Here is a 25,499-nt window from a genome sequence, read left to right as displayed (position 1 = left end):
CGATCTAGTCTATTATAACCTATTCCAGCGGGGGAGCAAAGATGATGGGCAGCCAAACGATAAAGGTACTTCCTTCCCCTCTGCGGGTCACCACCTCAACAGAGCCTTTGTGCTCATCAATAATCCATTTGGCGATGGATAGTCCCAGTCCGGTTCCGCTCGTGACGCCTCTGGACTGATCCGCTCGATAAAAGCGCTCGAATATAAACGGAACCTCATCCTTATCCATGCCGATTCCCGTATCTGCAATCCGAATGCCAACTTGGCCCCTGTACAGAACTACATCCAGACTAACCTCACCCTCTGGCGTATATTTAAAGGCATTCTCAATAAAAATGAACAGCATCTGCTGTAAATAGTCTTTATTGCCTTCAACATAAACGCCGTTCAGAACGGATAGCTCGCCTACATGCCACTCGGCGGTTTTCTCCAGGAATTGCGCACGTCGGGCAACCTCTTCGACCAAAGGCTGCAGCGGAACCGGGTCCCGTTCAAAGGTCTGACCGGTATCCGCCCGAGCCAGCGACAGCATATCACTCACCAGCCGGCTCATCCGCTTCGCTTCATCGGATATATCACCTACCGCCTCGGCCGAAATTTGTTTCATCGTTTCTTCGTCCATATTCGCTCTCTCACCGGGAGCTTCCGTCCACATCTTCTGCAGGAGATCCACATTGCCCCGGATCGTAGTCAGTGGCGTCCGAAGCTCATGGGATGCGTCGGATACGAAGCGGCGCTGTGCCGCGTAAGCATCCTCAAGCTCTTTATAGAAGCCCTCGGTCCTCTCCAGCATGCCGTTAAATGTGCCAATCAACTGCCCGATCTCATCCTCCGGTCCATCGTACTCGATCCGTACGCTAAGGTCCGTCCCCTTCTGAATCAAGTCAGCAGCCTCCGTTACTTTGCCAATAGGCTTCATGGACTTCCGGGCGAGGAACAAGCCGAGGGTAGAAGCAATGACCAGGGTCGCTGCCGAACCCATAATTAGAATGGATTGGAGCCGGTCGAGCGTCTGCTCGATGGTTCGGGTATTAGCTCCGACTTGAAGCCACAGGACTAGCTTATTTGAGTCTGTGAATGCAGTTTGATACACAAGAAATGTACTCCCATTGAGATGTACGCGTGTAAAAGCATTATTCGCTTTTGCAATATTGTTAGTAGAAGGAATCTCAAACTGAAGTCCACTATAGAGCATATTATCAGAACGCCAAATCTGTCCATTATGAAAGGAGTAATTCTGCATATACAGATCAGCAGCTTCAAGTCGATCAGCGGAATCTTTACTGGGCACAATTTCAAAGCCATTGGTACCAAAAGCAACCTTATCGACCTGGTTTACTATCCGCTGCTTTAACTCCTCATACGTATACAAATGAACAAAGCCGTACACCGCCGAGCTGAATGCCAGTAGTGTCACAAATAGAATACCCGTATACCAAGCGGTCAGCCTTAAACGAATGGACATGCTAGTTATCTCCTCTTAAAATATAGCCGGCCCCGCGGATCGTCTGGATCAGCCGTTTCCCTCCATGTTCCTCGGTCTTTTGCCGGAGCATGGCGACATAAACCTCCAGCACGTTGGACTCCCCGCTGTAGTCGTAGCCCCATATTTTATCCATAATTAAGTCGCGGGATAACACCCGCTTCGGATTCTGCATAAAGAGATGCAGCAGCTCGAATTCCTTCGCGGTAAGCTCCAGTCTTTGCCCACTGCGAATCACTTCCCTCGCATCCGTATCCATCACAAGGTCCTCATACGTAAGTCGGTGATTGGAGGCATCCTCCCCTGTTTTACGGCGCAGCAAGGCCCGTACGCGGGCAAGCAGCTCTTCCAGAGCGAAGGGTTTAACCAGATAATCATCCGCACCGATATCAAGTCCTTTTACCCGGTTCTCGACTTCATCCTTCGCTGTTAGCATCAGCACTGGTACGGTGCTCCCGCCTTCACGAAGTCTGCGCAACGCTTCAAACCCGTCAACCTGGGGCATCATCACATCCAGAATGACTACATCCGGGTCCTCACTCAGTATCACTTTCAATCCTTCTGCTCCATTGGATGCAGTCAGAACGTCATATCCTTCAAACGCAAGTCCTCGGCGCAGCATGGAAATAATCTTCTCATCATCATCTACAATTAAAATCCGGGATCGCATAGCGGCATCTCCTCTATCTTCTAACATTATATTTAGTACGACATTACAATCCCATTATATCGGTCGCCTCAAGGACAAGACAAGCGGAAGGGAAAGGTCCCTTCCGCTTGTCTTTATGCCTATTTCCGAGTTACGGTTGCTGTTGCTGCTGCTTCTGTTGTTGAGTCAGATCGAAATCGTTCTTATTCCCGATCGTCAGCGGCAGGTCAATCTTATTGCCGTTGCGAACAACATTCAGCGTAATTTTGTCTCCAACCTTCTTCGATTGGATCAATTCAACCAAATCCTGCGAAGTTGGATATTTGGTGCCATCCACACCCACGATGATGTCATACTGACGCAGGTCTGCTTCGTAAGCCGGTGAACGGAATACCACACTGTCAACGTAAGTGCCTTCCGTTACATCGGTACCCAGGGATTGGGCAATTTGTGGAGTAACAGTTCCCAGGTTAGCCCCGATAAATGGCACTGGCTCTTTTGGTACTTCCTGATTATTCTTCAGATATTCTACAACTTCCTTAATCGTACTCGATGGAATCGCAAATCCAATGCCTTGCGCCTCCGCACTAACAGCTACGTTCATCCCGATGACTTCACCTTTCAGATTAAGAAGCGGGCCACCGGAGTTACCCGGATTAATGGACGCATCGGTTTGCAGCAGATGCTCATAATTGCGGTCTTCCTCGCCGTTAGTTCCTTGAATATCGATCTCACGTTCCTTCGAGCTGAGTACGCCCGCGGTTACCGTATGTTCAAATCCGTGCGGGTTGCCGATCGCAACAAGCCATTCTCCGACCTTCAGCGAATTAGAATCACCTAGCGGAACGGTTGGGAAATCATTACCTTCGATTTTCAAAACAGCCAAATCCAGCTCATAACTGGAGCCAAGCAGTTTCGCTTCATATGGCTTTTTGGTTCCCTGTACCGTAACCTGAATCACATCCGAGCCATGGATAACGTGCTCGTTCGTCAAAATATATCCAGACTTGTCAAAGATGAATCCCGAGCCGATTCCCAAAGGCTGAAGCTGGGATTCTTGTCCACCGTTGCTGCTATTACCATTGTTACCACTGTTTCCGCCATTTCCTCCCTGGCTTGATTGACTGCCGCCGAAGAAATACCAGAATGGATCATTCATACTTGGGTTCGTGCTTTGTCTGTTGCTGCTATTCACCATCGTCTGGATCAGCACGACAGCTGGGCTAGCCTCATCTACCACAGATGCTACGTCACCCGGGTTCGATGGAATCATGGCTGATGCTGTCGTAGCTCCTCCATTATCCTTCACAGGGGCCGATGCCTCTTGCGCCGGGCTGGATGAGTAAGCTGCATCCGGTGTGAATAGATTCGTTCGATCAGCAGCAAACATCAAGCTTGAAATAACGATGACGCCTGCCAGGAAAGAAAGCAGTACTGTTTTCACGGAATTTTTAGGCTTCTGGCTGTAGTTCCATTCTTTATTTGCTTTCATGGAATCCATAGGCCCGCCGCCTCCTTGATTTCCGGAATTCGACTGCGAGAAACCCGAGGTTGGGATTGGTTTAACAGGCTGCGGTGCAGTAACTTCAACCTCCTGTGAAGCGCGGTTTTGGTAGGACCGCTCTGTCTTCCGGTCATCTCCGTCTTCGGATATGGACTGAAACGGTCCGTAAGAATAGTAGTAAGAAGAATTTTCAGTGGATGATATCTCAGGTCTTGATGTTTCATTGTTATTCGACTCGTTGTTGTTCATTCCCTCATCATTCGGATACCCATAACGCTTTCTTTGGTCGTCCATAGGTCTACCTCCTATTAGAATCACTTGCTTCCAAGTGGTTTAATTGATTAACTGTTCTTATTGTGTACTATAAACCTTAATAGTACCTTAAAAACAATTTAAAGGCAGATAAAAGAAAACCAGGCGTGCTAGGGGACCGCTCAGGGGACCATCTCTACATTTTTACCCATCCTTTGCGATGAGCATAGATGGCTAATTGCGTACGGTCATCAAGTTCACACTTCATTAGCAGATTGCTGACATGGGTTTTGACTGTCTTGATGCTTATATGCAGCTCTTCCCCGATCTCTTTATTGCTTTTGCCTTCAGCAATGAGCAGCAGCACTTCTCTTTCCCGCTCAGTCAATCCCGAATCCTCTCCGTTCACCATATGGCGACGAATCCCGCGGGTCAGTGCCTCCGATACATCCTTCGTCATGACTGGCATACCTCGAAACGCTCCCTGAAGCGCATAGATGAGTTCATCAGCTGATACGGTTTTCAGCACGTAGCTGACAGCTCCCGCCTCAATGCACTCGACTACAAGCTCATCTTCGAGGAAGCTGGTCAAAATCACGATCTTCTGATCTGGAAATTCCGACATCACCGCCCGGGTCGTCTCTGCCCCGTTCATAATCGGCATCATCAAATCCATCAGAATGAGATCAGGCCGCTTCGCCTCATCTCCATCTCTCAGCATATCCAGAACTTCCTGTCCATTTGCTGCTTCACCGATGACTTCAAATCCCGGATCCAGCGATAAATATGTTTTTAAGCCCATACGGACCATATCATGATCATCAGCCAACAGTATTCGAATCGTCCCCATAATGATGTTCCCCTCTCTATTCCCCTGTCTCAGCGACTACTTCCTGTTTCTTGCCCGTCTCAGTCCCCGACTCCTGCATATCCTCGGCATCAAAAAGCGGAATATTCACCCGCACCGTCGTTCCTGCACCCTTCTTGCTTATGATATCCACCTGACCGCCGAGCTTCTCGGCCCGTTCACGCATCGTAGACAGTCCGTAGGACCCCTGCTTGCCTGCCACTTCGTCAAATCCGACGCCATCATCACTAATGCTGAGCATTACGCGTTTCTGATCTTCTCGCAGCGACATGCTGACAAGACCTGCTCCCGCATGCTTTACAATGTTAGCTACGGCTTCCTGGATAATTAAGAACAGCTGGTGCTCAATAGCATCCGATACTCCGCCGTACAGCTCAACATCCTTCATACCCTTTAGTCCATTATGACGGCAATAATCCGGGAACCATCGTTCAAGTGCTTCTTCCAGTGTCCTGCCTTCCAGCTCTACAGGACGAAGCTGGGCGATCAATGCCCGCATCTGTTTCTGTGCGATATGCGACATTTCGATTAACTGGCCGAGCACTTTATCGCCATGCTCGGGATTTCGCTTTAGCACTGCTGGGAGGGATGACGCCGACATGTGAATGGCGAACAGCTGCTGACTTACTGTATCATGCAGATCTCTGGCCATCCGGCGCCGCTCCTCAAGCACTGCGGCTTCTGCGGCAATCTCTTTCTCCATGACATCCTGTTCGCCGAGACGCTGCAGCAGCTTCATTTTCTTTTCTAATGCCTCTGTCATACCATTAAATTCTTCATACACTCTGGCGAATGAGTCATCTTCCATGACAGGAAGCCGCGCATTCAAATTCCCTTTGGCAACCTGAAGCATATTCAGATGCAGAAGATCCAGCGGCCGCTGAATACGCTGACCGGCAATGTACCCTGCTATGCCTGTAAACAGAAGTACACCGACCGTGTAATAGATCCACAGCCGGTTATCTTCAATATGTATGTAGCCGGATTGATCAGCTGTGTATAAGAACACAGCAACTCCGGCTCCGATCAACAGAAAATAAAACATGATCACCCATTTGGTGTTTTTTAATATGCCCTTCATCACGGTTATCCTACCCTATTCACTTTGACATCACCGATAAACACACTGACGATGATTTTGATTTTTTTACCTGCTTCCCTGTAATGCGGACTTTCAAGCCCTGCATTGCTCATAAAGCCGCTGCGACTTTCCTCCAGCACCTTCATGTCGCCAATGAAGGAGTTGGTCGTGACATGAATGCCGACATCCGAATCGTTCGGTACAAACACTTTGACATCTCCGATAAATGCCGAAATATTAACTTTTGTCTCTCCATAAGGGATTTGTGCTTTGGTCAGATCCAGTACCGTATCGCCAATGAACTGCGAGATATTCGTCGGCTTCAACTGAAAATATTCCTTCCCCATATGCACGTCTCCGATAAATGAGGACTTGTTCACCGTATCATGGCTATGCCAAGAATTGTGATGATGGTGGTCGTGCCTTCCATCCTGATTACCTGAACCATCGCTGTAGCTTCTGCCGTCATAGTCGACATCCACATGGACTCTCGGGTGGCTGCCATCCTGACGTCCATGATGCTGCCGGCGATCCTGCTGCTGACCCTGCCAGCGGTAACCTTTATCTGTCTCATAGGTGCTCTTAGACTCGTATCCTTGATGTGTTTCTTTTTCTGCCTTGTCCGGCTTGCCAAATCTCCGTTCGAATTCCTCATCCAGAGAAGATTCCAGCGGACGCGCTTCAGGCGGATCGGGAAACTTATATTCATCGTGCCGCGGACCACTAAAGTCATCCGGAGCTGGCGGTGATGGCGGAGGCGTATGATGTTTCGGTTTAAAAATAACCTGCAATCCATACCCAATCAGGATGATCGGAATCGCATACTTGATAAGCTCACCGAATGAGATATCAAACCAGTCCAGATTTCTTCCCAGAAAATACGAACCAATGATGATCGGTACGATAGATCCCCACAATGCTCCTCCGCGGGCATATATTAAGCTTTGCAGCCCGAACCAGATAATAAATACCGGCCAAAAAGTCGAGAATATATAGCCAAGGTCCACATGTATCAGATCAAGCTGATTTAAAAGAAATACCACACCAATACCGATGAGCAGCAATCCATTGCTAAGCTGGCTCCATCCTTTTCTACTCATGGCCATCCCCTTGCCTTCCATTCTATTTTTTCTTAATTACAGTGTACAACATATGGAGGAAAACGGGTTAGCGGCGGTGGAATGAAGTTCATCTCGGTCTTGAGACCGATACGGTGGATAATATTGTAAGATTACTAAAACAGTAAAAAACCCCCGCATAAGCGGAGGTCTTATTGTGGCACGAACGATTGCTGACACTAAACCATTAGCGGTTTGCAGAATGGTCCCCTGGTGTGTTCAGTTCGCCAAACTCAGCATCAAACTTCTCGTTCGGTTTTTTGTAGTTTTCCTGAACCTTGGAGTTACCTTTAGGGTTGCTGGCGATGCTTGTGTCTTCAGCAAACTCAGCGTTGAACTTTTCATTCGGTGTTTGATAGTTATCTTGCACCTTCTTTTTAGCCACAGTATTCACCTCCCTGTTCTTATGCAATACCATCATCCTCTTCAGGGGATTGCCCCCCGAAAAGTAGTATGTGATGAACAGGGTGTCATTATTCTTAAACTTTAGATGGCTTCCTCCAGAATGGTTGAAGGCAGGAAACGATAAGTTTCAATCGCCTGGTCCAGCGTCTTCAGCATTTTCTCCGTGCACTTGCCGCTGCCGGTCTTGATGACCTGCACCTCGACTTCCTTTTTGCCCCATTCTTTAAAAACCTGCTTGGTTGTGGTGAAATACAGATCAATTTTGGGCCCCTTGATGGCAGAACCGATATCCGCTACAATTCCGTAGCCATAATCGGGTATATAAAGAATGCTGCCAAGCGGAAATACCTTGGGGTCCGCGGCGATCGTAGACAATGTATTTCGATCGCGCTTGACTTTTACCCCGGAATAGGTGATTCCGTATTGAGGATGCCCCGGCTTCTTCCCGGTAGATTCATACCCCGCCGTATACCCGGTCGCAGTAACCTTCACCGTATGCAGAACCTGCTCTTCTCTCGGTGCAAGCACAGGCATGGATTCACGTTTTTTCCCAGGCTTGCTGCGCTTGGGCTCCCGATCAGGAACGCCTAAATATCTATTCATATCGCTTAATCCTGCTGCACGAAGCGCATAGAACCGAGACATTTCAATGTAATCGGAACCTTGAAATTCATCCATAGGATCATACACATTTCTGGTATCAGTGGAATCATAGGATTCACTAAGAATCAAATTGACCCCCTCTGCAGTTGAAGCACCTGCACTAAACAAGAAAGCTGCTAATATAAAACCGACAAAAAACCTCTGCCATGTTTTCCATTGAATCATGTGAGAACCTCCCCCTTACTAGCGAGGGTTCCCACTTTTCAAATAGAATATACACCATAGCAGAGGTCTTGTTTCTAATTACATATTACAATACAAAGCTAACATTACACGACATGGGTGTTGATTTCTTCGCGCAGCTTAAGGATGATTTCATCCAATGGCTGGGCACCGATATCCCCTTCACCGCGTTTACGAACCGAAACAGCATTCGCATTCTTCTCGTTCTCACCAACGATAAACATATAAGGAATCTTCTCGAGCTGTGCTTCCCGAATCTTATAGCCCAGCTTCTCATTACGAAGATCGGCCTCAACCGAGATTCCGGCGAATTGCAGTTTCTCTGTTACTTCCTTAGCGTAGTCTTCAAAGGCATTTGAAACCGGAATGACTTTCACCTGAACCGGGGACAGCCACAGCGGCAACGCACCGGCAAAATTCTCAAGCAAGAAGGCAGTGAAACGTTCCATTGTACCCAGTATTCCGCGATGGATGACGACCGGACGGTGCTTCTGCCCATCTTCACCGACATATTCAAGCTCAAAACGTTCCGGCAGGAGGAAGTCAAGTTGAACCGTTGACAATGTCTCTTCCTTACCAAGCGCTGTGCGAATCTGTACGTCAAGCTTCGGACCGTAGAAGGCTGCTTCACCTTCCGCTTCATAGAACGGCATGTCCAGGCTCTCCACAACTTCACGGAGCATGCGCTGGGACATCTCCCACATTTCATCATTCTGGAAGTACTTCTCGGTATCCTGAGGATCACGATAAGACAGTCGGAAGCGATAATCATGGATGCCGAAGTCTTTATAAACGGTCATGATCAGCTGAATCACCCGTGCAAACTCTTCTTTAATCTGATCCGGGCGGCAGAAGATATGAGAATCATTCAATGTCATCGCGCGTACACGATGCAGGCCTGTCAGTGCACCGGACATCTCATAACGATGCTGCATGCCAAGCTCCGCTATACGAATCGGAAGATCCCGATAGCTGTGCATATCGCTCTTGTATACCATCATATGGTGCGGACAGTTCATCGGACGAAGCACAAGCTCCTCGTTGTCCATTTCCATTTTCGGGAACATATCTTCCTGGTAGTGCTCCCAGTGACCGGACGTTTTGTACAACTCTACGTTTCCGAGAACAGGTGTGTACACATGCTGGTATCCCAGACGCTCCTCCATGTCCACGATATAGCGTTCCAAGGTACGGCGCAGCTTCGCGCCGTTAGGCAGCCAGATCGGCAAGCCTTGTCCAACAAGCTGTGAGAAAGTAAACATTTGCAGTTCCTTGCCCAGCTTACGATGATCACGCTTCTTGGCCTCTTCAAGCAGATGCAGATGCTCGTCAAGCTGTGCTTTTTTTACAAAAGCTGTACCATATACACGCTGAAGCATCTTATTCTTGCTGTCACCACGCCAATAAGCGCCGGCCACATTCATCAGCTTGAACACTTTAATCTTGCCTGTTGAAGGGACATGCGGTCCACGACAGAGGTCAAAGAATTCGCCCTGCTCATAAATGGTGATGACACTATCCTCAGGCAGAGCATTGATAAGCTCCAGCTTGTACGGATCCCCCAGCTCGCCAAAAATACGCAGCGCTTCCGCACGGCTTACTTCCTTGCGGACAATCGGCAGGTTCTCACCGACAATGCGTTCCATTTCCTTCTCGATCTTCTGCAGATCCTCCGGATTCAGTGGCTCTTCAAGGTCCATATCATAATAGAAGCCGTCCTCGATAACCGGTCCTACGCCCAGCTTTACTTCCTTGGCTCCGTACAAACGCTTGGTTGCCTGAGCGAGCAGATGCGCTGTACTGTGACGCATCACTTCAAGCCCTTCAGGAGTATCCTGTGTAACGATTTCGATCAAAGCCCCGTCTTCAAGCGGAGTTGATAAATCCACGACGATCCCATTCAATTTGCCCGCTACGGCATTCTTACGCAGCCCACTGCTAATGGATGCAGCCACATCCTCGATATTGCTGCCTTCCCCGTACTCTCTAACGGAGCCGTCAGGCAATTTAATTTGAATAGCCACCTTGCATTCCTCCTAAATAATTACTTTAATAAGTACTTCACGTTACTTTCATATATGAAGGACGCTTTAGTCTACCTCGCGATGCAGGATAAGGTCCTATAGGATGCCTGCCCATACATCACGAGAAATACCGGAACATGCAAAAAACACCCGTCCCGCAAAGGGACGAGTGTTATACCCGTGGTTCCACCCTAATTCGACCTCTCCATCATCTTACGTACCGTATACCTGTACTTAACCCGAATGGATGATCCTTCATCAGCATGGGGTAACGGTCATGAACCGGTGAAGCCTACTCATCTGCAAATCATAGTGAAGTGCGATTTCGGCGACACAGCTACAAAGGGGTAAATCAATGGAGCACCGGAGGAAATTTCAGCCTAGGTTACCTCTCTCTGAACGGTCTTTCCCAGTTTGATTCATATCTTTGTCATCGCTTTTACGTGATTTTATCAGTAATTATAAGCCCGATCAGCTCGGTGCGTCAAGTCATCATTCGGCCGTTTCCAAGAAGCGCACTGCATTCCGGACAGCTGCAGCATACCTCAGCCCGATTATCAAAAATATGGGCCAGCGTCACGATTACAGGAAGCTCCGGCTGCCTTGTATGGATGATCATTCTGGCAGGGGAAACAGCTATCAGCGTGCTCACAACCATATCCTCGATCTCCATCTCTTGGTCAAGCCTTTCCATCACCAACCCGTCGTCGCGTGGACGCTCAATCGGTCTGAGATTTCCATCCAGCAGCAGGAAATCTTCTTCTCCTTTGTGAATGACATGGACCAAGGGCATTTTGGGCTCCTGGAAGTACACAAAATACTTCAGCAAGCTTACGAATTCTTCATACTGTTGATCCAGCATAAATTCATCCACGGCATACTCCGCCATCTCGCGAAGCTCCTGTTCATAAGGCTGAAGCCGAAATGTCAGAAATCCATCGAGATTAAGCTCGGGGACTTCGTTAAGGCATTGGTATATGCCATCGGACAGCCTTCGTCTGCGGCTCATCATGAACTCACAGGAGGGACCTTCATTTTTTTGCAGGAGCATTAAAAACCATTGCAGAATTCTTCCTGCCTCATCCTCATCATCAAACTCGAATTCCGAGAACATTAACCGTGCAGCGATCTCCTGCTCTTTCTCTTCCATGATATAAGCAGTGATTGCTTCGGCGGTGAGTCGGCGCAGTGTGTCGGCTGATGCCGTCCAAGTGGACAGCGGAACCTTGCCGGAGCACGTCCACATTACGCGGTCATCCGAAGCGCTGAACGTGAATTTCAGCTGCTTGCATTGTTTATGTAACTCTTTCTGCTTGTCTGTCATGATACGGTGAAACGCTTTTTTCTCGTCTTCATTCCGTATACCTGCAGATACGCTGAACAGTTCCATGGAATCACTCCTTTCGAGTTCCCTTTTCAGTATATGGGGACCCGCTCGGGGATATACGGAACTCTTGCTTGGAAAAACAAGCAAGTCCAGGTGCAGAATACGGCTTGTATCATAAAAAGACGGGCCGATCGCTCGGCTCGTCTTTAGAAGATCGATTTACTTGTATTAGTTCTGCATAACAAAGTCACGTTCAATCGTACTGTTATCTTCAAAAACGCGAAGGATATCATACCGCGTGTTGCGTTGAGCCGGAATATTGCCGGTCTCACGAATCAATTGAATGATCGATTCAATATTGACCTTATACACAGCACCAGCGGAAGAAACTACATTCTCCTCCATCATTGTACTGCCGAAGTCATTGCAGCCGTAGCTCAGAGACAGCTTGCCGATCTCAGGTCCCATCGTTACCCAGGACGACTGCAGGTTCGGAACATTATCGATCGCCAGGCGGCCGATCGCTACTGTCTTCAAGTATGCCTCCGGCGTTTCGCGCTCACGCTTCAGATTCGTATTGTCCGGTTGGAATGTAAACGGAATGAAGGCCAGGAAGCCTTTAGAATCATAACCATTCTGGATGCACTCATCCTGCGCGTCACGCACGCGAAGCATATGCAGCGCACGCTCTTCCATCGTTTCGCCCAGACCGATTACCATGGTCGCTGTCGTATTCATGCCGACTTTATGAGCCGTCTGCATAACATCCATCCATTGGCGCCATGTACCTTTCAGGCGGCTGACTTTTTTACGGATGCGGTCATCCAGGATCTCAGCGCCGCCGCCAGGCAAGGAATCCAGTCCTGCCGAATGGAGCTCGCGCATCACTTCCTCGAGTGTCAGTCCCGAAATTTCCACCATTTTCATAATCTCAGCAGGGGAGAAGGAATGCATCGTAATATTAGGGAACCGCTTTTTAATGTTGCGCAGCAGATCCGTATAATAATTAAATGGCAAGTCCGGATTAACTCCGCCCTGCATGAGAATCTCCGTGCCGTTCACATCCTCGGTCTCCTGAATCTTCTGAAAGATCGTCTCATCCGGAAGAACATATCCTTCGGAAGAACCCGGTCTGCGATAAAAAGCACAGAAACGGCAGAAAACATCACAAATATTCGTGTAGTTAATATTTCGGCCGATCACAAACGTTGTTATAGGGTCCGGATGCAGACGCTTTGTCATCACATCTGCCGCATGGCCTATTTTCTCAATTTCATCACTCTCAAAAAGCGCCACAGTATCTTCCAAGTTTAAACGCTCACCGCGTAAAGCCTTATCTAGTATACGGTCTACCGTACTCATTGTTGAAGCCTCCCAACTTAGGACAAAATAACAAATCACCAGTAAAAGTAAAACTATAACCTCTCTCATCCTACCACATTCCGGGATTAAAAACGACATCCCGTCCATGACGGGATGCCAGAATTCTTACTCTATAGAGAGCGCTTGAACCTTCCGTTCAGCACTTCTCAGTTCTCTTTAATAGCTCGCTGAAAAAGCACGGTCCAAATCGGCTATCAGATCATCTATATCCTCCAGCCCGACTGAGAACCGCAGCAAACCATCCGTAATTCCGCGTTCATGCCGAACCTGTGCACCCATAGCCGCATGCGACATCATAGCCGGATAGGATAGGATGCTCTCCACGGCCCCCAGGCTGACTGCCACAAGCGGCAGCTTCACGTGATTCAGCACCTGCTTTGCCCGCTCGCCTGAACCTACATCAAAGGAAACCACTGCACCATAACCGCTGGATTGCTTCTCATGGACCTCGCGTCCCGGATGATTCAATAAGCCGGGATAATACACATGTTCAATGTCGCTGCGACCCTGCAGCCAAGCCGCCAGTTTGGCTGCGCTTTGCTCGGAGTGAGCCATACGTGTGCTAAGCGTCTTCATTCCGCGCATGAGCAGCCAGGAATCCTGTGCGCCAAGCACCGTGCCGAGACCATTTTGCAGCTGCTTTAAACGTTCTCCCAGCTCCTCGGTTCTGGCAACAGCGAGACCTGCAAGCACATCGCTGTGTCCACCGAGAAATTTAGTTGCGCTGTGGATGACAATATCCACGCCAAATTCAATCGGCCGCTGATAGAACGGTGTCATGAATGTATTATCAAGTAGGGTAAGAAGTCCTTGCTCCTGCGCCCATGACGTTACAGCACCAATGTCAGTAATCTTGAGAGTCGGGTTCGAAGGGGTCTCCATATAAACTGCTTTCGTATTCGGTTTGAGCGCTCTCTTCACCTGATCCAGATCCGTCATGTCCACGAATGTACTCTCAATGCCCATACGGCTCAGGATGCTGGTCAACAGGCGGTAGGTTCCCCCGTATACATCTTCCGTCACGATCATGTGATCGCCTGCCGAGAGCAGCATGAACGAGCTGGAGATCGCCGCCATCCCGGAAGCATAAGCGAAACCACGTACGCCTCCTTCCAGAAGCGCAATATAGTCCTCCAGCGCCTGCCGAGTCGGATTGCCGGAACGGCTGTAATCATGTTGAGGCGGGTTATAGATATCATCATGATGAAACGTCGAAGCTTGATAGATAGGGACGCTTGAGGCTCCCGTCGCCCGGTCGATTTCCCCGCCGAAATGAAGTAATTTCGTTTCAAAACGGAGATCATCATCCTGATGGTCTTTCTGCGCTGCTGACCATTTCTTGCTTTGTGTTTCCAGCCCTGAAGGACCTTTATCAATACTCATTCCCCAGCGCCCCCTTCCACTTCAGCGATAGCCGCGTTCAGCGCAGCATCCAGATCCGCAATCAGATCATCAACATGTTCAATGCCAACTGAGAATCGGAGCAGGCGGTCATCTACACCGATCGCTTCGCGAATCTCTAGCGGAATGTCCGCATGGGTCTGCACAGCAGGATAAGTCATCAGGGACTCGACGCCCCCCAGACTTTCAGCGAATGCGATCAGCTTCACATGTCGCAGCACAGGCTCCACATAGCAGGCATCCTTTACTTTGAAAGAGAAGATACCGGTATTGCCGCTGGATTGGCGATTCTGAATCACATGTCCCGGATGATCCGGCAGGGCAGGATAATATACGTTCTCTATTGCTGGATGAGTCGTTAAGAATGTAGCTACTGCGGTTGCATTCTCTTCATGCCGATCCATGCGAAGGGCGAGTGTCTTCATTCCCCTCATAAGCTGATAAGAATCAGAAGGACTCAATACTGCGCCAATGGAGTTGTGAAGAAACGCCATTTCCTCTGACAACTCTTTACCTTTCGTGACGATGATGCCGGCAAGCACATCATTATGTCCTCCCAGATATTTAGTGGCGCTATGTATGACAATGTCCGCTCCGAGCTCGATCGGTCTCTGAAAATACGGAGTGAGAAGTGTGTTATCTACGATGCTGATCAGTTGATGATGACTTGCCCATGTACAGACTGCTTCGATATCTGTAATCATCATGAGCGGGTTGGTCGGTGTTTCGATGAAGACCGCTTTCGTGTTGGGCCGTCTGGATCCTTCGAGTGCATCCAGATCATTCGTATCCACATAGGTTGCAGTCACGCCGAACTTTGCCATGATTCGTTCAAGCAAACGGTAAGTTCCGCCATACAGATCCAACGATACAATCAAATGATCGCCTTGGCTGAACAATGCGAAAATGGTCTGCAAGGCAGCCATGCCAGAGCTGCAAGCAAAGCCGGCATCCCCGGATTCCAACTCCGCGCAGGCCTCTTCCAGCACGGATCGCGTTGGATTCTTCGTACGGGAATAATCAAATCCTGTGCTGTGGCCTAACTTTGGATGGCGATAAGCAGTAGCTTGATAAATCGGAAAGTTCACCGCTCCGGTAACCGGTTCTTGTACCGATCCAATCTGGGCAAGCCTGCTCTCTATATTTAACGATTTCTTCTCCATCACATATTTCCTCCTATACGCTGCTATATTTGCGGTCCAATATCATATGGCGTTTCTTGATATACATAGTAATTGAGCCAATTAGTAAATAATAAATTTGCATGCGCACGCCATATGGACGGAGGCGTTCTAGTTGGATCATCGTTCGGGTAATAGTTGCGAGGCAGCGTGATGTCCATTCCTTTGGCAACATCACGGTCGTACTCCCACTTGAGCGAGTCTGCATCATACTCGGAATGCCCTGTGGCAAAAATCTGCTTTCCGTCCCGGCTTGCAACCAAATAAATACCTGCTTCCTCCGACTCGGACAGGATGACTAAATCGTCGATTCCTGTAATGTCTTCGCGCCGAACCTCCGTATGACGGGAATGCGGAACAAAGTACATCTCATCAAAGCCGCGAAGCAGCTTGGTACAGGGTTCATTGATCGTGTGCGAAAAGACGCCAAAGCATTTCTCTTCCAAGCTGTATTTCGGCACGCCGTAATGGTAATAAAGACCGGCCTGCGATGCCCAGCATATATGCAAAGTGGAGGTAACATGAGTCTTGCTCCATTCAAAAATCTCAGTAAGCTCATTCCAGTAGTTCACTTCTTCAAACTCCAGCTGCTCCACCGGGGCTCCTGTAATGATCATGCCGTCAAAGCGACGGTTCTTCACTTCTTCAAAGGTTTTGTAAAAAGACTCCAGATGCTCAGCTGACGTATTCTTGGAAACATGGGAACCCGGATGAAGAAGGACAACATCCACTTGGAGGGGGGAGTTGCCGATCAACCGCAGTAGTTGAGTTTCCGTCGTTTCCTTGGTTGGCATTAAGTTAAGTATAGCGATTCGCAATGGGCGGATATCCTGTTGGAACGCATGACTCTCATCCATCACAAATATGTTCTCTCCAGCCAGAACTTCCTTGGCCGGCAAGGCATCGGGAATTTTGATTGGCATTATGGCTCACTCCTTCGAATTATGAAATGATACATGCTTAAGCTGTGAGATTAGGCGTTAATTGTGTATATACGAAAGATGACCTTTCTCACTTGGAGAAAGGTCATCATTTACGTATCATAATGCGCCTCTCTCATCTGTCAGGCTATACAACCATTACGTGAATCGTTGTATCTCCTGCAAGAATTAGCACCGTACGATGTTGCTGCCGGTTGCCGGGTTTCATAGGGCTAGTCCCTCCACCTGCTCTTGATAAGATTTCGCTTTATTCAGTTGTTTTAGAAATTTGTTCGTAATTGATACTTACTTTAAATCATCCACCATTGTTCGTCAAGATCCTTTTCTGCAGTACATCCGCCCAACACATAACACGGAAGTTTTCCATACCCTATATGATAAGCACTTGACTGGTCTGGATTTCAACTTGAAAGGTCCCAAACCCAGCGGTATACTAGACAAGTGCTGTTAAAAAACGAGTATGAAAGAGGTGACATGAAAGATGGACGGTGACCCGAGTCAGAAACTGGATGCACAAGACGCACAACCGCATAGGATTAAGATCAGCTTACCGGCGAAGGGCAGCGTTATTTTTCATGCGCTTTGATTCTGCTCTTTATTTCTTAAGTCATGCCCGTATACCGGTGGGCTGATATCCTGTGCCTTTACTGCTTAATTAAGCAGCTTGTAATTGACAAAGGAGTGATATCAGATGAAAATCCGGTTGGTCGATTCGGGCGTATTTACACCTGTTGAAGACATCCAAATGACACTAACACCACCAGCTAGCGGCTTCTATTGGCTGGATGCGGACGTGGATGATTTAGCCGAACTACAGCCCCTCTTCTCCCTTCATGATCTTGCTGTGGAGGACTGCCTTAGTGAAGAGGAGCAACGCCCCAAAATCGAAATTTATGAAAATCACTATTTTATCGTTGTCAACAGTATCCGCTTTGATGACGAAGAAATATTTCTTCGAGCATTGAACGTTTTCCTGGGCAGACATTTTATAATCACGGTAACCAAGCAGAAGATCCATGAGCTTCGCTCCGTCAAGCCGCTCCTGTGGGAGGATGAAGTCAGTACACCTGACCGTTTCCTCTATCTGTTGATCGACCTCGTCACAGACAACTACTTCACAGTAGGAGACCGGATCGAGGCACGGATCGAAAAACTGGAAGAAGATATTCTGATGCATACCAAGAAATCCCACCTGAGCGAAATTATTGGTCTGCGCAGTGAAATTCTGTGGCTCAAGAAAGTGCTTGGACCTCAGAAGGAAGTCATCAATACACTTAACAAAAAAGACCTTCGGCTGATTGATGATCAGCTGCAAAAATATTTCAGCGACATCTATGAAAATGCCGTTAAAATTTCCGAGACCTTCGAGACCTATCGGGATCTCATGGGTAACCTTCGCGAGGCTTATCAATCCAGTATTGCCAATCGGGCCAACGAAATTATGCGTGTGTTTACAGCGATTACAACCATCTTCATTCCGCTGACGCTCATAACGGGAATCTACGGCATGAACTTTACAAATATGCCTGAACTCGACTGGAAATATTCATACTATGTGGTACTAGGCATCATGATTTCTGCCGGTGCTCTCATGTTTTATCTGTTCCGCAAGAAAGACTGGATATGATATGCACTTTATCCAGACTGCACGACTTGCAGACATCATCAGGCCAGGTTCCCTTGCAACAAGGAGAACCTGGCCTGATTTATGTAGGTTAGACTCAGCTCACCTTAACTTTGCTGGCCTCTGCCCTTCGGAACCGAATGCGCAGCAAGCGCAACCGCTCGTATAATTTCTCCGTTCCTCCTATTTCCTCTGCCTCTCCCTTCTCGGTTTGTGCTTGTCCATACACACGCTGTAATACCGGTTTTAGAAAAGTGTCACCGAGCTCTTCAAAAGCACGCCATACCGTTGTCTGCTCTGTTTCAGTAATTGTGCTCAATTCAACCTGCAGCAGCTGTTCTGTATCATAACCTTCCTTCTCAAGTCCTTCTAATTCCTCGACCAGATCCCGACGCGACAGCGAAGTACGTTCTTCCAGCTGGGCCAGCGAAACTCCTTCAGCAATGCCAAGAAGCATCATACGACGGATTTGGAAGCGCTCCAACTCCTGCTTGTATTTCTGTTCTTTTTGTTTATACAGCCAGGATAAGAACACTTCTTCAGATAGCTGCGAATATACCCAATCCAATGGAAATGATGTCGTTCGTTCGATCTTCGACGTTATTTCTAGCCATTCTGCGCCGTGTTCCGAAGCCTTACTAGTTCCTATTCCCGGAAGCTGAAGGAGTTCCTCCTCTGTCTGGGGGATAAACGCGCTAATCATGCGCAAAACCCGATTGCTGGCAATAAAATAAGGTGCCTTCCTGCCGGATGCCGCCTTTCTCCTGCGCCAGGCGCAGAGCTCAGTGTACAGCTCCTCCGAGCCATACAGTTCACTATAGCACTGCAGTTTCTGGCTTACCTGGCTCTTGCCCCCATTCTCTACCGATTCATGAAACACTCCCTCAATCAGTGGTCGAAAGCCTTCACCCAGCTTCTTCGCCAATTGATGCCGATACACACATAACAACTCATTCCATGAATTTCCCTCGTACCACTCCTCATCGGAAAAGTCGCCATCTTGCTCGATACTCCGCCAACCGAGCCGCCATCCCCCTTCTTCTTCGCCGATCCACACCTGAGCAGATCGGGGATGACCTGACTCATCCGCCCCGCTCATCTGATTCATAAATACAATTTGCATTCCCCGTTACCTCCTGTTTACTCAATCAGCATAACGATAAAACCACGCAAAAAAGCACCTTTCCTCCGCCGCAGCGTCAAGAAAGGTGCTTCCCATTCAAACATGTTATACTGTTGCATCTATAATACCATAATTTGCCATGGAATCAAGCGCTTTTATGTCATTCTATATAGAGGTTACGCAAGTGCGCTCTTCGCCTCATCGACTGCCAGCTTGGCCAATGCCAATGCGCCGCAGAGTCCCGCATTATCACCAAGCATCGGTGGAACGATAAACTGGTCGATCCCCTCATGAAGGCTTGGATGCTGAACATAACCAGCCAACAACTCCTGAAGTTTCGTACGGATCAACGGGAATAGCTGCTCCTGCTTCATAACGCCTCCGCCCATAACAATTCGCTGAGGGGACAAAATGAGCACATAATTCATCAGTGCTTGGGCCAGATAATAAGCCTCCATTTCCCAAGCCGGATGATCCGGCGTCAGCTCCACGCCAGGAACGCCCCAACGTTTACCCAGAGACGGACCGGCAGCAAGGCCTTCCAGACAGTCTGCATGATAAGGACAAGTTCCTTCATACTGATCTTCCGGATGGCGGCGCACATAAATATGTCCCATCTCCGGATGCGACAAGCCGTGAATCAATTCACCCGCTACCACAGCACCTGCCCCTACTCCAGTTCCAATCGTAATATACAGACAACTGTCCAGGCCCTGGGCAGCACCCCAAGTATACTCGCCAAGAGCTGCTCCATTTACGTCCGTATCAAATCCGATCGGAACATCAAAGCGCTCTTTCAGCGCTTTCACAATATTGTAATTGCTCCAATGCGGCTTCGGTGTCGTTGTGATGCAGCCATAAGTCGGGCTTCCCTTCACCGGATCAATCGGTCCGAATGAACCGACTCCGATCGCCTCTATATCCTTGTCAGCAAAAAAGTTGAAAACGTTTGCCATCGTTTCTTCGGGGGTTGTTGTCGGAAAACTCACACGTTCCACAACCGTTCCATCCGCAGTACCTACGCCGCATACGAACTTGGTTCCTCCTGCTTCAATTGCTCCAAGTAAACTCATGCTTCTTCCATCCTCTCCATGATGTGCAGTATCTAATTTTCTGTTTGGTTGTTAACAAGCTCTATTCGAGCATATGTAAACATCGCGCTCCCGTCAAGTCTGCTAGGCGTCTTATCCCGCATCGCTTGATAAACAAGAGGCCATGGCCGCGATCACGGCGGCTCCCCAACTTAAAATAAGGGGCCTCGCAAAACAGCGAGGCCGTGAGGAATCAATCAATGCTATAAATGTTTCTTTATGACTAGGATCCGACCGCGATTCCAAACAAATAACCGAGGCTTTTCATTTCAAGCTCCTCCAGCTTGGACAGTGCACGATCGTGATCTACATTTAATCGGCATAAATCCAATTCGCACTCCATGGGAACCTCACAATGAATCTCAGCCAATGCTCGGGATAAGTGCAGCATGTCCATATCCGCTTCAATCTTGGTGCGAACCCCTTTGGTCAGTGAGTCAAGGTTTGCAAGGATACCCTCCACTGATTCATACTCCTGAATCAACTTGACTGCCGTCTTTTCGCCGATTCCGCGAACGCCCGGATAATTATCGCTTGTATCCCCCATCAATCCTTTAACATCGATGACTTGTTTAGGGGATAGTCCCTTTTCGGCATATAGCGTTTCAGGGGTATAGTGCATATAATTGCCGTGGCCTTTTTTCATAATAATAACGGAGGTTGAGTCATTCACAAGCTGGAGAAGGTCGTGGTCTCCTGACAGGATCATCACATTCATGCTGTCTCTAAACCGTCTGGCCAGTGTACCGATGCAATCATCAGCTTCATAGCCGACGACGCCCAGATTCGGAATTCCCAGGCATTCGGTCACATCACGAACCAACGAAAACTGCGGGACCAGATCATCCGGTGCTTCCGCACGATTTCCTTTGTAGGCGGCGAACTGCTCGGTACGAAAGGTTTTGGAACCCATATCCCAGCAGCAAGCCACATGGGTAGGCTGAAATTTATCAATGGCATCCCACATATAACGCAAGAAGCCGTAAATTGCGTTAGTAGGAACACCCGCTTTGGTACGTCGTATATAACCGCTTGACGCGGTAGCATAGTAAGCACGAAATAATAAAGCCATCCCGTCGACAAGCATTAAGGATGGTTGCTGATTCGATATCACAGTAAGAATCGCTCCTAACTTTTACATCTCTGATAAAACCTTTAAATGAACCTATTCATTATATCATATCCCCTTAGGGACTTGGACTTATCGAAGTACATTTCATTGAATTTCCTAACATTGGCGATTTCATTTAACATAAATACACCCCGGCAGTCAAAGACCGCGGGATGCAATAGTAATATTGCTTCATGTACAAACTCCAAAGCCCTGAAGACAAGGACCGTAATGATAATCCAATCCAGAGGGCTAGATATATTCACTTTTGAGCGGTTCTACTTCTTCCAAGCTTCTTCGTATTGCTCGGCTTTGAATCCAACGGTAACTTTACTGCCATCCGTCACGATAGGGCGCTTGATCAATCTTCCATTGGAGGACAGCAGCTCAATTTTCTCCTCATCGGAGAGTCCCAGCAGCTTGTCTTTCAGATTCATTTCCTTGTAAACCTCTCCGCTCGTATTAAAAAACTTCTTTAGTTCCAGGCGGCTCTTGGCGATCAGGTCTGCTAATTCCGCCTTCGCCGGCGGCTCTTCAAAAATGTTCTGAAGCTCCAGCTCATGTCCTTCGTTCTGCAGCCATTTCACTGCGTTTCGGCATGTGCCGCACTTCGGATATTGATATACTTTCAGTTTACTCATTCGATACGATCTCCTTCTACGATTGTCATGATATATCAGATGGCCTCTTCACCGGCAAGCATTGATCTCAGAGATTTCATATCCTCTGGAAGAGGAGCTGTAAAAACCATCGTCTTCCTTTCAATCGGGTGAACCAATGTCAAGCTTGAGGCATGCAGAGCCTGTCTGTCGATATAGCTGTCCAGCTTCAGGATCGAAGATGCTTCCCCGTGCTTCTCATGTACATCGTTATACTCTGCAGACACGTCCGCACCAGCTTGTACCAAATTGTAAACGGGATGCTGATACATCCGATCGCCGATTAATGGGCAGTCGATGCTGAGCATATGCACCCGAATCTGATGCGTCCGGCCCGTTTCCAGCTTCAATTCCACCAGGGATGCTGCAGGATACGTTTCGTACACCTTGTAACTTGTCAGTGAAGGGTATCCCTCCGGCGTAACGATACGGCGGTGGGGCTCTAACGGATCCCGATCAATCGGCCCATCTATACTGCCTGATTCTGAGCTTGGCCTACCATGGACCAGCGCTACATATCTCTTATCAACTGTGCCGGCAATCATCTGCTCAGAAATATGCTGATGAATGTAGGAATTCTTTGCGATTACGAGCACACCGGACGTTTCCTGATCCAGCCTGTGAACCGCTCGAAAGCGGTAATTCCAGCCCTTCTCCTGCCAATAGTGAACCACTCCATTCGCCAGCGTCCCAGTATAATGCCCATGTGTCGGATGTACAATAATCCCGGCAGGCTTGTTCAGAACAAGCAGATGTTCGTCCTCGTACAGAATATGAAGTTCCATCGGCTGTGGGAGCATATCATCAGAACGTTGCTGTTCCAGCCGAATTTCGATTAGATCACCCGCCTGCACTTTAACACTAATGTAAACACGGGTCCCATTTAGCATAATGCCCTGCTCGGTCAACTTGAGCCGTGAAAGCAGCTTACGGGATACCCCCATACGTTTTTGCAAAATGGTCTTAAGCAGCATGCCGTCTTCATGGGTGGGCACAACATAGCGTATTGGTGGATAATACAAGCCCATAAATTAACGGAAGACCTTTCCACTGCGCTCATATTCGACATCCGGAATCCCCGCATGGGCATTGGCTGCGCGTGCAGTAACAAAGAAATAGTCCGATAACCGATTCAAATACCGGCGTACTTCCGGATTAATTTCTGTGGTTCGTCCAAGGGTTATAGTCAATCGCTCAGCTCGGCGGCATACGGTTCTGCATACGTGAAGCACAGAAGACAACGCGCTCCCACCTGGCAAAATAAATCGTTCGAGTGGAGGATTCTTCTCCTCAAAAGCATCCAGCCACAACTCCAAATTGTCCACAAGCTCTGCTGCTACTTTAAGCTTATCCTCCCGGGGTCTCGCGTAAGCCAAATCTGATCCGCAATCAAACAACTCATGCTGGATTCGAATCAGCTGCTGATGCAGCTCCTCAAACTCGGCTTCTTTGGCCAAGAAAACGGCTTGCCCAACAAAACTGTTCAATTCATCTATGGTGCCATATGCTTCAATGCGCGGATCATCCTTTGGCACCCGGCCGCCAATAATCGAGGTTTCCCCCGCATCTCCCGTTCTTGTATAGACCTTCAATATATCTTCCTCCTTTAAAGTCCCTTCTCTGTTCGTCGCCAAGCACCTACATATCTCATTAAGCTCAACTATATCATAATTCACAGCGGCGGTCCCGCTTCCAAGCAGCAGCCTCGTGCAGTGAACATGGGCCGCCAGAAACACCCTGATACACAGAGAAAACCAAATGCAAACGAGGCTGATCACTGAGTAATCGCACTCATGATCAGCCTCATATTATTAGAATCATGTCGTATGTTATAGTTTCTTTTTGGGGTGTGCCTTCATATATTCGTTGATCTTCAAATCCAGCAGACTGCTGATTTCAATCACGATTTCCGATGTGAAGGACTGCTCTTCCAAAAAAATCTGTTCCATTTTTCGGCGAAGCATATGAATTTCGTCTTCCAAGGTAATTTCCGAAGGGGTGGATTTGGCTGATTTAATTGACCATTTACCGTGATTATTGTCTTCAGCCATGTATTCACCACGATAGTTTGACAATTCATAATCACAAAACACTGGTGATCCCTCCTCCGAAAGTAAAATTCTGCTCCCAAAATAAAATTATAACATACTTTTTGCCATTGGAAAGTATCTTTTCTGTTAAATCAAGGAAAAGGTTCAACATTTTACTTTGCTATTTTAATTTTGCCACAAAGTTGCCCATTCTTTCCAGTGCCTCATTTAGTTGAGCGATGGATGTGGCATAAGAACAACGGATAAATCCTTCACCGCCCATACCGAAAGCGGTGCCCGGCACGGCGGCCACTTTGGCTTCGGTCAGCAAACGCTGAGCAAACTCCTCCGAGGGTAAGCCGGTGTTCTTTATGCTTGGAAATGCGTAGAATGCCCCTTGTGGTTCGTGACAATCAAGACCGATTTCCCGAAGTCCGGAAACGACGAGTCTCCGGCGCTGGTTATAGGACTCAACCATCCTGTCTTTTTCACCCATGCCATGACGCAGGGCCTCAAGGGCCGCGACTTGGCCCATTGCCGGCGCACACATAACCGTATATTGGTGGATTTTCAGCATGGCACCGATCAGATCTCTATGGGCACATACATATCCCATACGCCAGCCGGTCATCGCAAACGCCTTGGAGAATCCGCTCACCAAGATAGTGCGGTCCATCATGCCCGGAATTGAGGCAAAGCTCACATGCTTGCCTTCATACGTAAGCTCTGCGTAAATTTCATCAGAGATTACAATCAGATCATGTTTTTCGACCAGTTCTGCAATAGGCAGCCAATCCTCATAAGTCATAATTGCACCCGTTGGATTGCTTGGATAGCATAAGATCAAAATCTTCGATTTTGGTGTGATTTGTGCTTCCAGGGCTTCTGCCGTGAGCTTGAATTGATGCTCTGCCGTCGTTTCAATGCCAACAGGCACCCCGCCGCCGATCGAAGCAATTGGCGAGTAGGAAATGTAACACGGTTCAGGGATGAGAATTTCATCACCTGGAACGATTAAGGCTCGCAGAGCCAGATCAATGGCCTCACTGCCACCGACGGTTACAATCATTTCACTTGCAGGATCATAGTTTACTTGGAAACTAGCGCTCAGATATTCGGCGATTGCTTCCCGCAGCTCCGGCATACCCGCATTGGAAGTATATCCTGTAAAGCCCCTCTCCAGCGAATACACGCAAGCTTCTCTCACATGCCACGGAGTTACAAAATCAGGTTCCCCAACACCAAGCGTAATTATATCCTTATTACCGCTCACAAGATCAAAAAACTTTCGGATTCCCGATGGTTGGATATCCCTGACGCGTGGCGCCAAGTAAGAGCTCATGGATTTCCTGTTATTTTCTGCAAGCTGCTGTTCGTTCAAAATCATAGCACACGCTT

Annotated in this window: 23 protein-coding genes and 1 riboswitch; of the genes, 1 reads left to right on the top strand and 22 read right to left on the bottom strand. The window is 48.2% G+C overall.

The genetic code is table 11. The features are described 5' to 3' along the window. Positions 1–19 precede the first annotated feature (19 nt). The 14 genes from ABEQ74_RS16805 to metA all read right to left on the bottom strand — a co-directional run bounded on the left by ABEQ74_RS16805 (position 20) and on the right by metA (position 16,445). Positions 20–1,465 (bottom strand): sensor histidine kinase, encoded by a 1,446-nt coding sequence (locus ABEQ74_RS16805; RefSeq protein ID WP_430123266.1) that lies wholly within the window; start codon positions 1,463–1,465, stop codon positions 20–22. A 1-nt stretch (position 1,466) separates the two neighbouring features. Continuing rightward, complete coding sequence (locus ABEQ74_RS16800; RefSeq protein WP_053491884.1) at positions 1,467–2,153, bottom strand: response regulator transcription factor; 687 nt, start codon at positions 2,151–2,153, stop codon at positions 1,467–1,469. Positions 2,154–2,283: 130 nt separating this feature from the next. After that, positions 2,284–3,930, bottom strand: a complete 1,647-nt coding sequence (locus ABEQ74_RS16795; protein WP_430123265.1) for a S1C family serine protease — start codon at positions 3,928–3,930, stop codon at positions 2,284–2,286. Positions 3,931–4,084: 154 nt separating this feature from the next. After that, complete coding sequence (locus ABEQ74_RS16790; RefSeq protein ID WP_053491882.1) at positions 4,085–4,738, bottom strand: response regulator; 654 nt, start codon at positions 4,736–4,738, stop codon at positions 4,085–4,087. Positions 4,739–4,754: 16 nt separating this feature from the next. Then, positions 4,755–5,837, bottom strand: a complete 1,083-nt coding sequence (locus ABEQ74_RS16785) for a histidine kinase (protein ID WP_430123264.1) — start codon at positions 5,835–5,837, stop codon at positions 4,755–4,757. A 5-nt stretch (positions 5,838–5,842) separates the two neighbouring features. Next, positions 5,843–6,943 carry a cell wall-active antibiotics response protein LiaF gene (gene liaF, locus ABEQ74_RS16780; protein ID WP_430123263.1) on the bottom strand — a complete coding sequence of 367 codons (1,101 nt, stop codon included), beginning with the start codon at positions 6,941–6,943 and terminating at the stop codon, positions 5,843–5,845. A gap of 199 nt (positions 6,944–7,142) precedes the next feature. After that, a complete protein-coding gene (locus ABEQ74_RS16775) occupies positions 7,143–7,340 on the bottom strand; it encodes a hypothetical protein (RefSeq protein WP_053491881.1) in 198 nt (65 codons plus the stop codon). Between the two features lie 101 nt (positions 7,341–7,441). Further along, complete coding sequence (locus tag ABEQ74_RS16770; protein WP_430123598.1) at positions 7,442–7,963, bottom strand: 3D domain-containing protein; 522 nt, start codon at positions 7,961–7,963, stop codon at positions 7,442–7,444. Between the two features lie 329 nt (positions 7,964–8,292). Beyond that, the gene (gene thrS / locus ABEQ74_RS16765; RefSeq protein ID WP_430123262.1) at positions 8,293–10,230 is read right to left on the bottom strand and encodes a threonine--tRNA ligase; all 1,938 of its coding nucleotides are present in this window, start codon (positions 10,228–10,230) and stop codon (positions 8,293–8,295) included. Positions 10,231–10,714: 484 nt separating this feature from the next. Further along, entirely contained in the window at positions 10,715–11,620 is a 906-nt protein-coding gene (locus tag ABEQ74_RS16760; protein WP_430123261.1) for a putative sporulation protein YtxC, read from the bottom strand. 165 nt (positions 11,621–11,785) lie between these two features. Then, positions 11,786–12,919, bottom strand: a complete 1,134-nt coding sequence (gene mqnC, locus ABEQ74_RS16755) for a cyclic dehypoxanthinyl futalosine synthase (RefSeq protein ID WP_430123260.1) — start codon at positions 12,917–12,919, stop codon at positions 11,786–11,788. A 177-nt stretch (positions 12,920–13,096) separates the two neighbouring features. Continuing rightward, positions 13,097–14,323 (bottom strand): PLP-dependent transferase, encoded by a 1,227-nt coding sequence (locus ABEQ74_RS16750; protein WP_430123259.1) that lies wholly within the window; start codon positions 14,321–14,323, stop codon positions 13,097–13,099. Then, a complete protein-coding gene (locus tag ABEQ74_RS16745) occupies positions 14,320–15,504 on the bottom strand; it encodes a PLP-dependent transferase (RefSeq protein WP_430123258.1) in 1,185 nt (394 codons plus the stop codon). The genes ABEQ74_RS16750 and ABEQ74_RS16745 overlap by 4 nt, the downstream gene beginning before the upstream one ends. Positions 15,505–15,527: 23 nt before the next feature. After that, a complete protein-coding gene (gene metA / locus ABEQ74_RS16740; RefSeq protein ID WP_430123257.1) occupies positions 15,528–16,445 on the bottom strand; it encodes a homoserine O-acetyltransferase MetA in 918 nt (305 codons plus the stop codon). Between the two features lie 130 nt (positions 16,446–16,575). Beyond that, positions 16,576–16,704: riboswitch (SAM riboswitch) on the bottom strand. 450 nt (positions 16,705–17,154) lie between these two features. Here metA and corA point away from each other — a divergent pair. Next, positions 17,155–18,090, top strand: a complete 936-nt coding sequence (corA, locus tag ABEQ74_RS16735) for a magnesium/cobalt transporter CorA (RefSeq protein WP_430123256.1) — start codon at positions 17,155–17,157, stop codon at positions 18,088–18,090. A 94-nt stretch (positions 18,091–18,184) separates the two neighbouring features. On the opposite strand, the gene ABEQ74_RS16730 is transcribed toward corA, so the two are convergent. From ABEQ74_RS16730 to ABEQ74_RS16695, 8 genes are all read right to left on the bottom strand, one after another. Beyond that, complete coding sequence (locus tag ABEQ74_RS16730; RefSeq protein ID WP_430123255.1) at positions 18,185–19,210, bottom strand: HRDC domain-containing protein; 1,026 nt, start codon at positions 19,208–19,210, stop codon at positions 18,185–18,187. Between the two features lie 176 nt (positions 19,211–19,386). Then, positions 19,387–20,283 carry an ROK family protein gene (locus ABEQ74_RS16725; RefSeq protein ID WP_054403946.1) on the bottom strand — a complete coding sequence of 299 codons (897 nt, stop codon included), beginning with the start codon at positions 20,281–20,283 and terminating at the stop codon, positions 19,387–19,389. Positions 20,284–20,524: 241 nt separating this feature from the next. Continuing rightward, positions 20,525–21,388 carry a 5'-3' exonuclease gene (locus ABEQ74_RS16720; protein WP_430123596.1) on the bottom strand — a complete coding sequence of 288 codons (864 nt, stop codon included), beginning with the start codon at positions 21,386–21,388 and terminating at the stop codon, positions 20,525–20,527. Between the two features lie 302 nt (positions 21,389–21,690). Beyond that, positions 21,691–22,053, bottom strand: coding sequence for an arsenate reductase family protein (locus tag ABEQ74_RS16715; protein WP_430123254.1), 363 nt, complete (start codon positions 22,051–22,053; stop codon positions 21,691–21,693). 35 nt (positions 22,054–22,088) lie between these two features. Continuing rightward, a complete protein-coding gene (locus tag ABEQ74_RS16710) occupies positions 22,089–23,099 on the bottom strand; it encodes an RluA family pseudouridine synthase (protein ID WP_430123253.1) in 1,011 nt (336 codons plus the stop codon). A 3-nt stretch (positions 23,100–23,102) separates the two neighbouring features. Next, entirely contained in the window at positions 23,103–23,663 is a 561-nt protein-coding gene (locus ABEQ74_RS16705; RefSeq protein ID WP_053491867.1) for a cob(I)yrinic acid a,c-diamide adenosyltransferase, read from the bottom strand. Between the two features lie 237 nt (positions 23,664–23,900). Next, on the bottom strand, positions 23,901–24,164 hold the full coding sequence (locus ABEQ74_RS16700) for an aspartyl-phosphate phosphatase Spo0E family protein (protein ID WP_053491866.1): 264 nt from the start codon (positions 24,162–24,164) through the stop codon (positions 23,901–23,903). A gap of 118 nt (positions 24,165–24,282) precedes the next feature. Continuing rightward, a complete protein-coding gene (locus ABEQ74_RS16695) occupies positions 24,283–25,488 on the bottom strand; it encodes an aminotransferase class I/II-fold pyridoxal phosphate-dependent enzyme (protein WP_053491865.1) in 1,206 nt (401 codons plus the stop codon). Between the last annotated feature and the right edge of the window lie 11 nt (positions 25,489–25,499).

The sequence above is a fragment of the Paenibacillus solani genome, assembly GCF_050475945.1.
In the GTDB taxonomy this organism is placed as follows: Bacteria; Bacillota; Bacilli; order Paenibacillales; family Paenibacillaceae; genus Paenibacillus_AQ; species Paenibacillus_AQ solani_A.
Note: the sequence above shows the minus strand (reverse complement) of the source record. Positions and strands in the feature narration are given on the sequence as shown.

Coding starts and splice junctions, on each gene's coding strand:
- ABEQ74_RS16790 (WP_053491882.1), bottom strand. CDS start 4,738: ATGGGGACGATTCGAATACTGTTGGCTGATGATCATGATATGGTCCGT.
- ABEQ74_RS16725 (WP_054403946.1), bottom strand. CDS start 20,283: ATGAGTTTACTTGGAGCAATTGAAGCAGGAGGAACCAAGTTCGTATGC.
- ABEQ74_RS16800 (WP_053491884.1), bottom strand. CDS start 2,153: ATGCGATCCCGGATTTTAATTGTAGATGATGATGAGAAGATTATTTCC.
- ABEQ74_RS16795 (WP_430123265.1), bottom strand. CDS start 3,930: ATGGACGACCAAAGAAAGCGTTATGGGTATCCGAATGATGAGGGAATG.
- ABEQ74_RS16730 (WP_430123255.1), bottom strand. CDS start 19,210: ATGCAAATTGTATTTATGAATCAGATGAGCGGGGCGGATGAGTCAGGT.
- ABEQ74_RS16785 (WP_430123264.1), bottom strand. CDS start 5,837: ATGAAGGGCATATTAAAAAACACCAAATGGGTGATCATGTTTTATTTT.
- ABEQ74_RS16695 (WP_053491865.1), bottom strand. CDS start 25,488: ATGATTTTGAACGAACAGCAGCTTGCAGAAAATAACAGGAAATCCATG.
- ABEQ74_RS16720 (WP_430123596.1), bottom strand. CDS start 21,388: ATGCTTGTCGACGGGATGGCTTTATTATTTCGTGCTTACTATGCTACC.
- ABEQ74_RS16745 (WP_430123258.1), bottom strand. CDS start 15,504: ATGGAGAAGAAATCGTTAAATATAGAGAGCAGGCTTGCCCAGATTGGA.
- ABEQ74_RS16710 (WP_430123253.1), bottom strand. CDS start 23,099: ATGGGCTTGTATTATCCACCAATACGCTATGTTGTGCCCACCCATGAA.
- ABEQ74_RS16750 (WP_430123259.1), bottom strand. CDS start 14,323: ATGAGTATTGATAAAGGTCCTTCAGGGCTGGAAACACAAAGCAAGAAA.
- ABEQ74_RS16770 (WP_430123598.1), bottom strand. CDS start 7,963: ATGAATAGATATTTAGGCGTTCCTGATCGGGAGCCCAAGCGCAGCAAG.
- ABEQ74_RS16805 (WP_430123266.1), bottom strand. CDS start 1,465: ATGTCCATTCGTTTAAGGCTGACCGCTTGGTATACGGGTATTCTATTT.
- ABEQ74_RS16760 (WP_430123261.1), bottom strand. CDS start 11,620: ATGGAACTGTTCAGCGTATCTGCAGGTATACGGAATGAAGACGAGAAA.
- metA (WP_430123257.1), bottom strand. CDS start 16,445: ATGCCAATCAAAATTCCCGATGCCTTGCCGGCCAAGGAAGTTCTGGCT.
- mqnC (WP_430123260.1), bottom strand. CDS start 12,919: ATGAGTACGGTAGACCGTATACTAGATAAGGCTTTACGCGGTGAGCGT.
- ABEQ74_RS16715 (WP_430123254.1), bottom strand. CDS start 22,053: ATGAGTAAACTGAAAGTATATCAATATCCGAAGTGCGGCACATGCCGA.
- liaF (WP_430123263.1), bottom strand. CDS start 6,943: ATGGCCATGAGTAGAAAAGGATGGAGCCAGCTTAGCAATGGATTGCTG.
- corA (WP_430123256.1), top strand. CDS start 17,155: ATGAAAATCCGGTTGGTCGATTCGGGCGTATTTACACCTGTTGAAGAC.